We start from the raw sequence: 13,558 nt of genomic DNA, 5'->3' as shown, positions 1-13,558 counted from the left end.
AGAGTGATATGCTGCGTTATTGTTTATCATTGTTGTTTTTCAAAAATACAGCTTTTTATAAAATTCAAAAACCCTTTTAGTTCGTTTTACGAATATTTTAAAAAAACTTAAGTTTATTGGTTCAGGTTTAAGATTTCCTATTTTTAAGGGTGATAATCAAGACTATTGTTATTTAAAGCAGAAATAATACTAAAGAAATGTTCGTACGAATTCACTATTTCAAAATTATTGGTATTTAATTACACCGTTTTCTGTCTAATAATTGGTTTATTGTAATTATTAGCGGTCATTTTTAGTTTTTTATTTGGATAACTAAAAAAGAGACAGCTATTTTAAGTGCTATTTTTCAGCCTTTTATTGCCAGAAATTTAAATACAGACTATATTTTTAACTATATTTTAAATTATAACCATTATATGTTGTTTATTAATATTGATTTAATCAATTTTGGCACTCAAAATTCAAAACCACATGGATAATACACATTATATAAGTACTGAAATTCTTTCGCTCGAAATAGTGCAAGAAATTATAGCTCACAATAAATTATTGGCACTATCAGAAGAAGCGAAAGTGAATATTCAAAAGTGTCGTGATTATTTGGATAAAAAAATGGCTTCACATTCAGCTCCTATATACGGGATCAACACTGGTTTTGGATCACTTTGTAATGTGAAAATTTCGAACGAAAACCTATCCAAACTACAAGAAAATCTGGTAAAATCACACGCTTGTGGCACAGGGGAAGAAGTACCCTTTACAATAGTGAAATTGATGTTGTTATTAAAGATACAATCATTAAGCTACGGTCATTCAGGTATCCAGATGCAAACGGTTGATCGTTTAATTGAATTTTATAATAATGATATTTTACCAGTCATATATACACAAGGTTCGTTAGGAGCTTCGGGTGATTTAGCTCCTTTGGCACACTTATCATTGCCTTTATTAGGTGAAGGAGAAGTTTATTTTGAAGGAAAGAAAGTGCATTCAAAAGTGATAATGGAACGTTTTGGTTGGGAACCAATAATTTTAAAGTCTAAAGAAGGTTTAGCATTATTAAACGGAACACAATTTATGAGTGCTTATGGAGCTCACATTTTGATAAAAGCAAATAAGTTTTCTTATTTAGCGGATTTAATTGCCAGCATATCTTTAGAAGGTTTTGACGGTAGAATAGAACCTTTTCATGAATTGATTCATTTTATTAGGCCTCACAAAGGACAAATTGTAACTGCTGGAAGAGTGAAAGAGTTTCTTGAAGGTAGCGAAATTATTGCGCAGGAGAAAATACATGTTCAAGATCCATATTCATTTAGATGTATTCCACAGGTTCATGGTGCCTCAAAAGACGCTTTTGACTATGTGAAAAAAGTGTTTAAGACCGAAATTAATTCGGTTACTGATAATCCTAATATTTTTATCGAAAGTGATGAAATCATCTCTGGAGGGAACTTTCATGGCCAACCATTGGCTTTAGCCTTAGATTTTATGGCAATCGCTTTAGCTGAATTAGGAAGTATTTCCGAAAGAAGAACGTACCAGTTAATATCAGGCTTACGTAATTTGCCTTCATTTTTAGTAGACAATCCAGGATTGAATTCAGGATTCATGATTCCGCAATACACAGCAGCTAGTATTGCTAGTCAAAACAAACAATTAGCAACACCTTCAAGCGTAGATAGTATTGTTTCTAGCAATGGTCAGGAAGATCACGTCAGTATGGGAGCTAATGGTGCTACAAAAGCGTTGCGTGTAATGGACAATTTAGAACGTATTTTAGCAATTGAGTTGATGAATGCTTCACAAGCAATTGCGTTTAGAAGTCCGTTGAAGTCAAGTGAATTTATTGAAATGTTTTTGAATGCTTATCGCGAAGAAGTTTCTTTTGTAAAAGAAGACCGAATATTGCATTATGATATAGAGAAAACAGTTACATTTTTGAACAGTTTCCAGATTGAAGAAGATTTATTGCACTAGATTAGTTTTCGAAGATAAAAATCAATTAAATTTGCACCCTTAAAAATAAACAAAATGTCATTAAATAGTCTTTTCCAGTTTTTAGTACCGAAGGATAAAAAATTCTTTCCACTTTTTGAACAAGCATCAAGTAATTTAATTGAATTGGCTTCAAATTTACACGAAGCGGTAAACCTTCCTTTAAAAGAAAGAGAAGTGATTTTTCATAAAATTGATGAATTAGAACAAAGAGGAGAAGATATCACTCGTCAAACAAATTTAGAATTGAGTAGAAACTTTATTACTCCATTTGATAGAGAAGACATTCACTCTTTAGTAACTGCAATTGATAACGTGGCTGACCGTTTGCACGGTGCTTCGAGTATTATGCGTTTGTATCAAGTAGATAAGATTACAAAATCAATTAGAAAATTGACAGAAATTAATCTTGAAGCTTGCCAGAATATTGATGCTGCTGTAAAAGAGTTGAAAAATTTCAAGAACATTCCTAATATTACAGCGGCTTGTGCAAGAATTTCGAAATTAGAGAATAAATCAGACAATGTATATAACAAGGCCGTTTTTGAAATTTTCGAAAACGAAACTGATGCTAAGAACATTATTAAATACAAAGAAGTTTTATCGGTTTTAGAATCAGCTACTGACAAATGTAAAAGTGTTGCAAGTATTCTAGAATCTATTTCGGTAAAACACTCTTAAAGTTCATTTTTATTTCATTCTGAAGTTCTAAGTTTATGACGTTACTTTTAGTTATTATAGTACTAGCCTTAATTTTTGATTACATCAACGGTTTTCATGATGCTGCAAATGCCATTGCTACCGTTGTTGCTACAAAAGTATTAACGCCTTTTCAAGCTGTTCTATGGGCAGCTTTTTTTAATTTTCTAGCCTATTGGGTTTTTGGTTTTGGAGTTGCAGATACTGTAGCTAAAACCGCTAATACCATGGAAATTACTCTTGTGGTAATTCTAGCAGGAGTAATTGCAGCCATTTGTTGGAATTTACTAACCTGGTGGTTGGGTATTCCATCCAGTTCATCACATACTTTAATTGGTGGTTTTGCAGGAGCTGCAATTGCGCACTCTATTGCAATGCATGGCTTTTCAGCCTATATAGGTGCTGATGGGGCAACACATTATTGGTATGAAATTGTTAGCTGGTACAAAGCAAGTAAAGATGGTGGAATGCCATCAGGAGTGTTGATTATTATAGCCTTCATCGTTTTGGCGCCTTTATTAGGTGCTATGGCTTCTTATTTAATCTCTATTTGGTTACTTAATGCTTCACGCAAAAGTATCTATCCAAAGATTTTTACTGTTGCATTAATGATTGCTACAATTTGGTTCGTATACGTTCAAATGATTCCTTACGAAGAAATTATTAAAGACGGTAAAGCACCTCGATTTGCTACTTCAGTTTTTTGGAGTGTCGCCTTTGAACCTCACAATATCAAGTGGTTTTTAGTCGCTTTTATTATTTTAACAGTGAGCTGTTTTTGTTTAATATTTAGTAGTTTAAATTTACATCAAGCAGATGCAGCCTTAAAAAAAATGCAGTTAGTTTCTTCTGCAGCATTTAGTTTAGGACACGGTGGTAACGATTCTCAAAAAGTAATGGGTATCATAGCAGCAGCCGTTGCGGTTTATATTAATGCTAATCCTGGAATACATATGGATTCTTGGTTGGATGTTGTTTTACCATCAGAGAGTGGTGCGTTCAAAATGCCAGCTTGGATTCCGTTAGCATGTTATTCTGCTATTGCCGCAGGAACATTAAGCGGAGGTTGGAAAATTGTAAAAACAATGGGTTCAAAAATTACCAAAGTAACTTCATTTGAAGGTGTTGCCGCAGAAACTGCAGGAGCTTTGACCTTGTATTTCACTGAACATTTAAAGATTCCAGTAAGTACAACACACACTATTACAGGATCTATTATTGGAGTAGGATTAACTAAACGCGTCTCAGCAGTGCGTTGGGGAGTTACTGTAAGTCTTTTATGGGCTTGGGTGTTGACTATTCCTATCTCGGCTTTGCTAGCAGCAATCGTTTATTATATACTTAGTTTGTTTATCTAAAAAATAAATTTAAAAGCACAAAAAAACCATCTTAAACTAAGATGGTTTTTTTGTTTCAAAAAATTAATAGATTGTCTTTTTTAATTTCTTTAGCCTTTTGTAATGCGTTTGCTTTAAATTATTAGTTCCTGTTATAATGCTAATGTTTCCGTCAATTTCTAGCATTGATAATTTTACATCAGAAAAATGTTCAACGCCATGTTCTCTCATTGCTTCTCTTAATTCCTCAGAGCTTATGTTTAACTTGCTTAAGAGTTTAAAGTCCAAGGTGCCATTATGAATTAAAACCTCAGGTTTTTGCTGAATTAAAGCGCTTAGTTTGGTGTACTTAAATAGTGTTTTCTTTAAGATAAAATTTAATATAAATAAAACTAAGGCAGCAACTAAGCCACTTGCAAGACTAGTGTTGTTTCCAACCATTGCATTTTGAACCGAATTACTAATCAATAAGATTAATATGATGTCAGCAGTGTTGAGTTGAGATAATTCTTTTTTTCCAAAAATACGCAAGGCGATAATCATAAAAAAGTAGATCGCTGTACTTCTAAAAATGATATCTAAATAGACGTTCATTGGCGATTATTTACATTCTGTGTTTAAAATTTTTCTCAATCGCTTTAATCATTTCACCAGCTATATCTTTGTTTGTAGCACCTTCAATTCCTTCTAACCCTGGAGAAGAGTTTACTTCTAGCAATAAAGGCCCTTTAGAAGAACGAATAATATCTACTCCAGCTACTTTTAAATCCATAGCTTTGGCTGCTTTAATAGCAATTTTTTTCTCTTCGGGAGTTGGTTTGATTATAGAAGCTGTTCCACCAAGGTGGATGTTAGCTCTAAATTCGCCTGGCATCGCTTCACGCTGAATTGTTGCCACTACTTTTCCATCAATTACAAATAAACGTAAATCTTTACCATCAGCCTCTTTGATGAATTCTTGAACTAGTATATTGGCATTTACACTTTTGAAAGCATTAATAACACTTTCGGCTGCTTTTTTAGTTTCAGCAAGTACAACACCTTTTCCTTGAGTTCCTTCTAATAATTTTACAATTAATGGAGATCCACCAACCATTTTAATCAAATCATTAGTGTCTAAAGGAGAATTAGCAAATCCTGTTGTAGGAATGCCAATTCCGCTATTTAATAACAACTGTAAGGAGAATAATTTATCTCTTGATTGCGTGATGGCATTTGCCGAGTTTAAACTATATACTTTTAAAGCTTCAAATTGGCGGGTTAATGCACAACCGTAAAAAGTAATACTAGGACGAATTCTTGGAATAATAGCATCAAATTGATTCAAAATAATTCCACCTCGATAATGAATTTCTGGAGTTTGTGCATCCAGTTTCATATAACATTCTTTGATATTTAAAAAATGCATTTCATGACCACGCATTTCACCGGCTTCCATAATACGTTTATTACTATATAATTCAGGATTACTGGCTAAAACTCCTATTCTTAATCCCGTAGGTGCTTTTTCGGAGTTTACGTATAATTCTTTTAATGATTCCGGTGTAGGTTGTCCTAATAGGTATTTTTCTTCTGGGTCAACGAGCACTCTTCCGCTCATTGCTTCTCTTCCTAAAAGCATACGGAAACCCATCGAGTCACGGTTTGTTAATGTCATTTCAATAGGCCAAGATCCTTCACCAATTTTTAAATTAGTTTGAATTACATAGCGTTGTTCTCTAAATCCACTGGAGCTTTTTACGATTCTTTTATCGATTAGAGGAGCTTCACAATGGATAACAGTCTTAAGATTATTCTGAATAGGGTTGATGTCAAATCGTACCCAGTTAGATTCATTTTTTATAAATGGAGCAATATTAATAGCATGTAGCGCAGATGTTTTTGCACCCGAATCTACTCGTGCTTTTATGGTAGGGATACCTAATTCAGGAAATGAACACCATTCTTCACTACCAAGGATAACTTTATTTTCAGACATATAGCGATTTTTGTTAAGACTGTTTATAAAAAACCAAATGTAAATATTTGTTTTTAAATTAAGGAGTATTTATATAAAGAATAAACCCGTTAGTTTATAAAAACGTAACGGGTTTGTTATTATTTAGTTATGCAAATTTATTTTATAAATTAGTAGGCTCTTCTGCTTTCTGAACTTTTACTGTTAGCTCTTGAGCACCTTCTTCGATATCCATAAAAATTTCATCTCCAGATACAATTTTAGAAGTAATAATCTCTTCGGCTAAGGCATCTTCAACGTATTTTTGAATGGCTCTTTTTAATGGTCTTGCGCCAAATTGTCTATCAAAACCTTTATCTGCAATAAATGATTTTGCTTTATCAGATAGTTTTAAATTGTATCCTAATTCTGCAACTCTTGCATATAACTTTTTCAATTCAATTTCGATAATTAAATCAATATCATGTTTCTCTAAAGCATTAAATACAATTACATCGTCAATTCTATTTAAGAATTCAGGTGCAAACGTTTTCTTTAAAGCGTTTTCGATAATGCTTTTCGAGTTATCATCGGCTTGAGCAACTTTTGCTGCAGTTCCAAAACCAACCCCTTGTCCGAAATCTTTCAATTGACGAGCTCCAACATTTGATGTCATGATAATAATCGTATTCTTGAAGTCGATTTTTCGACCTAAACTATCGGTTAAATAGCCATCATCAAGAACTTGTAACAACATATTGAAAACATCTGGATGCGCTTTTTCAATTTCATCCAAAAGAACTACAGCATACGGTTTTCTACGAACTTTTTCAGTTAATTGACCACCTTCTTCATATCCTACATATCCCGGAGGCGCTCCTACTAAACGAGAGATAGCAAATTTCTCCATGTATTCACTCATGTCGATACGTACTAAAGCATCTTCAGAATCAAATAATTCTTTGGCCAATACTTTTGCTAATTGTGTTTTACCAACACCTGTTTGTCCTAAGAAAATAAACGAACCAATAGGACGATTTGGATCTTTCAATCCAGCACGATTTCTTTGAATCGAACGAGCGATTTTTAATACCGCTTCTTTTTGGCCTACAACCTTACTTTCAATAAGTTCAGGTAGTTTAGCTAATTTGTTGCTTTCCGTTTGTGCAATACGGTTCACAGGAATTCCAGTCATCATAGAAACTACATCGGCAACATTGTCTTCAGTAACTTCGATTCGGTTATTTTTAGCATCTTCTTCCCATTGTTCTTGAGCGATTGCTAATTCTTTTTCAATACGTTTTTCATCATCTCTAAGTTTAGCAGCTTCCTCATACTTTTGTTTTTTAACAACAGCATTCTTAAGTTCTCTTATTTCTTCAAGTTGGCGCTCTAGATCTAAAATCTTTTTAGGGACTTCGATATTTGTAATGTGAACACGAGATCCTGCTTCGTCAAGAGCATCAATAGCTTTGTCTGGTAGAAAACGTTCTGACATATAGCGATCCGTCAACTTCACACAAGCTTCAATGGCTTCTTGCGAATAGGTTACATTGTGGTGATCTTCGTATTTATTTTTGATATTGTTCAAAATGGTTATTGTTTCATCAACAGATGTTGGTTCTACAATAATTTTTTGGAAACGTCTTTCTAGCGCACCGTCTTTCTCAATATACTGTCTGTACTCATCAAGAGTTGTTGCTCCAATACATTGGATTTCTCCTCTTGCTAATGCAGGTTTGAACATATTGGATGCATCCAAAGAGCCAGTAGCTCCACCTGCACCTACAATAGTGTGAATCTCATCGATGAAAAGAATGATATCGTCATTTTTTTCTAGTTCATTCATCACCGCTTTCATGCGCTCTTCAAATTGACCTCTGTATTTAGTTCCAGCAACAATACTAGCTAAATCAAGAGTAACTACTCGTTTATTGAATAAAATACGAGAAACTTTCTTTTGAATAATACGTAAAGCTAATCCTTCAGCAATAGCAGATTTACCAACACCAGGTTCTCCAATAAGTAATGGGTTGTTCTTTTTGCGTCGGCTTAAAATTTGGCAAACACGTTCAATTTCTTTCTCACGTCCTACTACTGGATCTAGTTTGCCTTCCTCAGCCATTTCTGTTAAATCTCTCCCAAAATTATCTAAAACCGGCGTTTTTGACTTTTTATTGGATTTATTAGCGGGATTATTGAAATTACTCTCTTTAAGACTGTCATCTTGTCCTGATTCATCATTATATGAGTCGGACGCTCTTGGTAAATTCTCCAAGAATTCTTCTTCGCTTGGTGTCATATTTATATACTGTTCTTTAGCTAGATCGTAATCAATTTTAAGTTTATTCAATAGCTTGGTTGTAGGGTCGTTTTCGTTTCTTAAAATGCACAATAATAGGTGTGCGGTACTTACAGAGGTGCTTTGAAAAACTTTTGCTTCTAAGAAGGTTGTTTTCAGTGCGCGTTCTGCTTGGCGTGTAAGGTGTAGGTTTTTTTTATCTGAATTTGTATCTGTTCCAGGTGTTGCAGGGCTTAGTATTTCTACCTTTCGACGCAAATGTTCTAAATCAACAGATAGGTTATTAAGTATTTGTATTGCTTTGCCATTACCATCTCTAAGGATGCCTAGCATTAAGTGTTCGGTTCCAATGAAGTCATGTCCCAGTCGTAAAGCTTCTTCTTTACTGTAGGTAATAACATCTTTTACTCTTGGTGAAAAATTATCATCCATAATATATATTTAGTAAATGTAAATTTAGTGAATTACTATTGTAAAAACAAAAACCGTTCCTAAGTTCGTCTGTCAGCTAATTGACAAAAAAAAGTGGAAATATGCTAATCTAAGTTTAAAAATAGTAAATAAATTCAATAAAAACATTGTTAATAAATCTTTGAAATTAGTGTTGTAAAAAGCTTTAAAAAATTTCAAAAAGCTGTATATTGGCACGTTTTGAAACTAATATAATTATTTAATATAACAACTTATGTCTGAAGGAGAAAAGTTAATTCCTATTAACATAGAAGATGAAATGAAATCAGCTTACATTGATTATTCGATGTCAGTAATTGTATCTAGAGCGCTTCCAGATGTTAGAGACGGTTTAAAACCAGTTCATCGAAGAGTTCTTTATGGAATGTATGATTTAGGAGTTTTTTCAAATAAAGCCCATAAAAAATCCGCAAGAATTGTTGGAGAAGTTTTAGGAAAGTATCACCCACACGGAGATACATCTGTTTATGACGCCATGGTTCGTATGGCTCAAGAATGGAGTTTACGTTATTTATTAGTTGACGGTCAAGGTAACTTTGGTTCTGTTGATGGAGATAGTCCAGCAGCAATGCGTTATACTGAGGCTAGAATGCGTAAGATTTCGGAAGAAATTATGGCAGATATCGAAAAAGAAACAGTTGATTTTCAATTGAACTTTGATGATACTCTATATGAGCCAAAAGTAATGCCAACAAGAGTTCCTACTTTATTAATTAATGGTGCAACAGGAATTGCTGTAGGTATGGCTACAAATATGCCGCCACACAATCTTACAGAGGTGATTAATGGTACGTTAGCTTATATGGATAACAATGATATTGAGATCGATGAGTTAATGACTTATATTAAAGCACCTGATTTTCCTACAGGTGGAGTAATCTATGGTTATGAAGGTGTTCGCGAAGCCTTTAAAACAGGTAGAGGTAGAGTTGTGATGCGTGCTAAAGTTGGTTTTGAAGAAGTAGATGGTAGAGAATGTATCATTGTTACTGAAATTCCTTATCAAGTGAATAAAGCCGACATGATTAAGCGTACGGCAGACTTGGTGAATGATAAAAAAATTGAAGGAATCGCTAATATACGTGATGAGTCTGATAGAAACGGTATGCGTATCGTTTATATTTTAAAACGTGATGCTACTCCTAATGTAGTTTTAAATACCTTATATAAGTATACACAATTACAATCTTCTTTTAGTGTAAATAATATTGCATTAGTAAAAGGTCGTCCACAAATGTTGAATCTAAAAGACATGATTCACTATTTTGTAGAACACCGTCACGACGTGGTAACTCGTAGAACGCAGTTTGAATTGCGTAAAGCAGAGGAAAGAGCGCACATATTAGAAGGATTGATTATTGCTTCGGATAATATTGATGAAGTTATTGCTTTAATTAAAGCATCTAGTAATACAGAAGAGGCTAGGGGAAAATTAATCGAAAGATTCAAATTATCAGATATTCAAGCAAGAGCAATTGTAGAAATGCGTTTGCGTCAATTAACAGGTTTAGAACAAGACAAGTTAAGAGCAGAATATGATGAAATCATGAAATTAATTGAGCATTTAAGAGCTTTGCTTGCAGATGTGAATTTAAGAATCGCTTTGATTAAAGAAGAATTAGAAGAAATTCGTGAAAAATACGGAGACGAACGTCGTTCTGTAATTGAATATGCTGGTGGTGATGTTAGTATCGAAGATTTAATTGCTGATGAGAATGTTGTAATTACAATTTCGCATGCTGGATATATCAAGCGTACTAATTTATCGGAATATAAAACTCAAAATAGAGGTGGAGTAGGGCAAAAAAGTGCTGGTACAAGAGATCAAGATTTCTTAGAGCACATGTTTGTAGCTACAAATCATCAATATATGATGTTCTTTACTCAAAAAGGGAAATGTTTCTGGATGCGTGTTTATGAAATCCCTGAAGGAAATAAAACAGCTAAAGGTAGGGCTATTCAAAATCTTATAAATATTGAGAGTGATGATAAAGTGAAAGCTTTTATTTGTACTCAAGATCTTAAAGATAAAGATTATATTACTTCTCATAATTTAGTAATGGTTACTAAAAAAGGGCAGGTTAAAAAGACTTCTTTAGAGAAATATTCAAAACCTAGAGTTAATGGTGTTGCTGCAATTACTATTAAGGAAGGTGATGAGTTATTAGAAGCTAAATTAACAAATGGTGAAAGCCAAATCATACTTGCTTTAAAGTCTGGAAAATTAGTTCGTTTTGAAGAAACTAAAACACGACCAATGGGAAGAACGGCTTCTGGAGTACGTGGAATTTCACTTAAAGATGATAATGACGAAGTAATTGGTATGATTACTGTTGATAAAGACGCTGTAAATGATACCCAAGTTTTAGTTGTAACTGAAAAAGGTTACGGAAAACGTACTAAATTAGTTGATGAAGATGGAGAAGATGTTTACCGTATTACAAATCGTGGTGGTAAAGGAGTGAAAACTTTGAATATTACAGAGAAAACAGGTCAATTAATTTCCATCAATGCGGTTACTGATGCTGATGACTTAATGATTATTAATAAGTCAGGATTAACGATCAGGATGGCTATTGAAGATTTGCGTGTTATGGGTCGTGCGACTCAAGGGGTGAAATTAATCAACCTGAAAGGAAAAGACTCTATCGCTGCGGTTACTAAAGTAATGAAAGATGACGCTGAAGAGGTTATTGTTGATGAAGACGGTAATGTTATTGAGGTTGAAACAATCGAAAGAGTGAAACCTGTATTAGAGGTTTTAGAAGATGAAGGTTCTGATGACGATGACGACGATGATTCTGATGACGAAGTAGAAGAGGATGATAGTGAGGATGATGCTGATGATTCAGATGAAGATTAATAAACAGGAATAAATAAATTAAAATTAAATAAAAGGAATGTTATGAAAGGTAAATATGTAATACTTGCATCAGCTTTAATGGTATCAGTAGCTACTTTTGCTCAAAAAGATCAAATTAAAGCGGCTGAAAAAGCATTTAGAAAAGGGCAAGCTCAAGAAGCTGTTGGAATTTTAAATGAAGCAGAAAGTTTAATAGCTAATGCGTCTGATTCTGAAAAAGCACAATATTTTTTTATAAAAGGAAATGCTTTATTAGATTTAGCAAATAAAAATGTAGAAGAGGATAAAAATTTATCTTTAGCAGCAGATGCTTATGTAAGTTTAATTGCTGCCGAAAAAGCTTCAGGAAAAGAGAAGTATTCTGGTGAAGCTTCGACTTCAATTGCTACTATTAAGTATAAATTAATAAACAGTGCTATTGCTGATTCAAAAATTAATAAGCATGCGTTAAGTGCTAAAAAATTGTATGATGCTTATCTATTAGATAAGAAGGATACTTTGAATTTGTATTATGCAGCTTCAACATATGTTAATGCTGAAGAATATGATAAAGCGTTAAAGTTGTACGGAGATCTTAAGGATATGAATTATTCTGGTAAAGAGACAAATTATTTAGCAGTAAATAAGTTGACTAAAGAGAATGATCTTTTTAAATCTTCTTTAGAAAGAGACAGGATGGTTAAGTTAGGAACTCATGAACAACCTACAACTGAACAAATTCCGTCAAAAAGAGGTGAGATTTACAAAAATATCGCTTTAATTTTGGTTCAAAATGGTAAAACTGCAGAAGCAAAAGAAGCAATTGCAGCTGCTAGAAAAACTAATCCAGATGATACATCGTTAATTTTGACAGAGGCTAATTTATATTTGGAGACTAAGGATTTTGATACTTATAAAAAGTTAATTGTTGAGATTTTAGAAAAAAATCCAAATGATGCTGATTTAGTTTTTAACTTAGGGGTTATTAGTGGTACTGCTAAAAATGTAGTTGATGCTGAAAAGTATTATAAAAGAGCTATAGAAATTAATCCTAAATATTTAAATGCATACATTAATATGGCAGCATTAAAATTAGATAAAGAAGGTGTGATTATTGCAGAAATGAATAAATTAGGGACTTCTGATAAGGACATGAAGCGTTATGACGTATTGAAAAAAGAGAGACAAGATTTATTTAGAGCTGCAATACCTTATTTGGCTAATGCTTTAGAGCTCGAGCCTAAAAATGGGGATGTTGCAAAAACACTTTTAGGGGTGTATAGTGCGTTAGAAATGACTGCTGAGAAAAAAGCATTAGAAGCTAAAATGTAAAATTTAATTTTTAAAATAAAATTAAGAATTTAAATTATATTGTTACTATTATAAAAATGGAACCCTTGGGTTCCATTTTTTTTTTTTTTATTTAGATCTATATTTGATTATGGATTTTTTTTATGGAGACGGGGTTAAGTTTTTATATTGAAAAATGAATTATTAATTTATAGGAGCTATTTCCTGCTATCCGCTACAATCTAGTTCGCCGAACACCGGCTCACTAGGATTTTCACTGCTATCAGGGCTAGGGCAGGAGAGGGGGTGATGAACTTAAGATTTTTGACACCTATATATAATGAGTACGTAGTTTATTCGCGTCGCAACTTGAAAAAGGGGAAGACGACCTCTCCTGAGTCACTCCTTCCTATAAGGAAGTTTTAATAAAAGCAATTTTAAGCGTAGTACATCTTAAGAAATTACAAAAGGCGTCCAGTATATAACAAAGCGCTCATATTAAAAACTGATAATTCCTACTTTTACTCAAAACTGCACCAGCAGCTCTTTTTCAAAGATAAGATTTCCAGCAATTTAAAATTAAAGTTGTAAAAACATTAAAAAAAGGCAATCAAAAGTATTGTTTAACGGAAAAGAGTCAGTACTTTTGCACCCGCAACAGCGAATAAGTTCTTTACATTTTG

The 13,558-nt window shown here is 33.2% G+C and carries 8 protein-coding genes; 5 read left to right on the top strand and 3 right to left on the bottom strand.

Translation table 11 applies throughout. From position 1 onward, the window contains the following. Positions 1-471 precede the first annotated feature (471 nt). Genes hutH through HNP99_RS14670 form a run of 3 tightly spaced genes read left to right on the top strand, consistent with a single transcriptional unit; the run spans position 472 to position 4,055 of the window. Positions 472-1,980: a histidine ammonia-lyase gene (gene hutH, locus HNP99_RS14680; protein WP_173854145.1), complete on the top strand. Its 1,509-nt coding sequence runs from the start codon at positions 472-474 to the stop codon at positions 1,978-1,980. A 54-nt stretch (positions 1,981-2,034) separates the two neighbouring features. Further along, the gene (locus HNP99_RS14675) at positions 2,035-2,679 is read left to right on the top strand and encodes a DUF47 domain-containing protein (protein ID WP_173854144.1); all 645 of its coding nucleotides are present in this window, start codon (positions 2,035-2,037) and stop codon (positions 2,677-2,679) included. Positions 2,680-2,714: 35 nt separating this feature from the next. Next, a complete protein-coding gene (locus HNP99_RS14670; protein ID WP_173854143.1) occupies positions 2,715-4,055 on the top strand; it encodes an inorganic phosphate transporter in 1,341 nt (446 codons plus the stop codon). Positions 4,056-4,118: 63 nt separating this feature from the next. Here the strand turns inward: HNP99_RS14670 and HNP99_RS14665 are convergent, their stop codons facing one another. The 3 genes from HNP99_RS14665 to HNP99_RS14655 all read right to left on the bottom strand — a co-directional run bounded on the left by HNP99_RS14665 (position 4,119) and on the right by HNP99_RS14655 (position 8,704). Further along, a complete protein-coding gene (locus tag HNP99_RS14665; protein WP_173854142.1) occupies positions 4,119-4,628 on the bottom strand; it encodes a DUF421 domain-containing protein in 510 nt (169 codons plus the stop codon). Positions 4,629-4,638: 10 nt separating this feature from the next. Further along, on the bottom strand, positions 4,639-6,012 hold the full coding sequence (rimK, locus tag HNP99_RS14660; RefSeq protein ID WP_173854141.1) for a 30S ribosomal protein S6--L-glutamate ligase: 1,374 nt from the start codon (positions 6,010-6,012) through the stop codon (positions 4,639-4,641). A gap of 142 nt (positions 6,013-6,154) precedes the next feature. Next, complete coding sequence (locus tag HNP99_RS14655; protein WP_173854140.1) at positions 6,155-8,704, bottom strand: ATP-dependent Clp protease ATP-binding subunit; 2,550 nt, start codon at positions 8,702-8,704, stop codon at positions 6,155-6,157. 253 nt (positions 8,705-8,957) lie between these two features. Here HNP99_RS14655 and gyrA point away from each other — a divergent pair, with 253 nt between their 5' ends. After that, positions 8,958-11,606 (top strand): DNA gyrase subunit A, encoded by a 2,649-nt coding sequence (gyrA, locus tag HNP99_RS14650; RefSeq protein ID WP_173854139.1) that lies wholly within the window; start codon positions 8,958-8,960, stop codon positions 11,604-11,606. Positions 11,607-11,648: 42 nt separating this feature from the next. Further along, positions 11,649-12,917 carry a tetratricopeptide repeat protein gene (locus HNP99_RS14645; RefSeq protein ID WP_173854138.1) on the top strand — a complete coding sequence of 423 codons (1,269 nt, stop codon included), beginning with the start codon at positions 11,649-11,651 and terminating at the stop codon, positions 12,915-12,917. The last annotated feature ends 641 nt before the right edge of the window (positions 12,918-13,558 follow it).

Origin of the sequence: Flavobacterium gelidicaeli (assembly GCF_013294005.1) — a bacterium.
In the GTDB taxonomy this organism is placed as follows: Bacteria; Bacteroidota; Bacteroidia; order Flavobacteriales; family Flavobacteriaceae; genus Flavobacterium.
This window is presented reverse-complemented; position numbering and strand designations above follow the sequence as displayed.

What these genes read in the sequence shown, in the direction of transcription:
- HNP99_RS14675 (WP_173854144.1), top strand. Translation starts at nt 2,035, where the DNA reads ATGTCATTAAATAGTCTTTTCCAGTTTTTAGTACCGAAGGATAAAAAA.
- rimK (WP_173854141.1), bottom strand. Translation starts at nt 6,012, where the DNA reads ATGTCTGAAAATAAAGTTATCCTTGGTAGTGAAGAATGGTGTTCATTT.
- HNP99_RS14655 (WP_173854140.1), bottom strand. Translation starts at nt 8,704, where the DNA reads ATGGATGATAATTTTTCACCAAGAGTAAAAGATGTTATTACCTACAGT.
- HNP99_RS14645 (WP_173854138.1), top strand. Translation starts at nt 11,649, where the DNA reads ATGAAAGGTAAATATGTAATACTTGCATCAGCTTTAATGGTATCAGTA.
- hutH (WP_173854145.1), top strand. Translation starts at nt 472, where the DNA reads ATGGATAATACACATTATATAAGTACTGAAATTCTTTCGCTCGAAATA.
- gyrA (WP_173854139.1), top strand. Translation starts at nt 8,958, where the DNA reads ATGTCTGAAGGAGAAAAGTTAATTCCTATTAACATAGAAGATGAAATG.
- HNP99_RS14665 (WP_173854142.1), bottom strand. Translation starts at nt 4,628, where the DNA reads ATGAACGTCTATTTAGATATCATTTTTAGAAGTACAGCGATCTACTTT.
- HNP99_RS14670 (WP_173854143.1), top strand. Translation starts at nt 2,715, where the DNA reads ATGACGTTACTTTTAGTTATTATAGTACTAGCCTTAATTTTTGATTAC.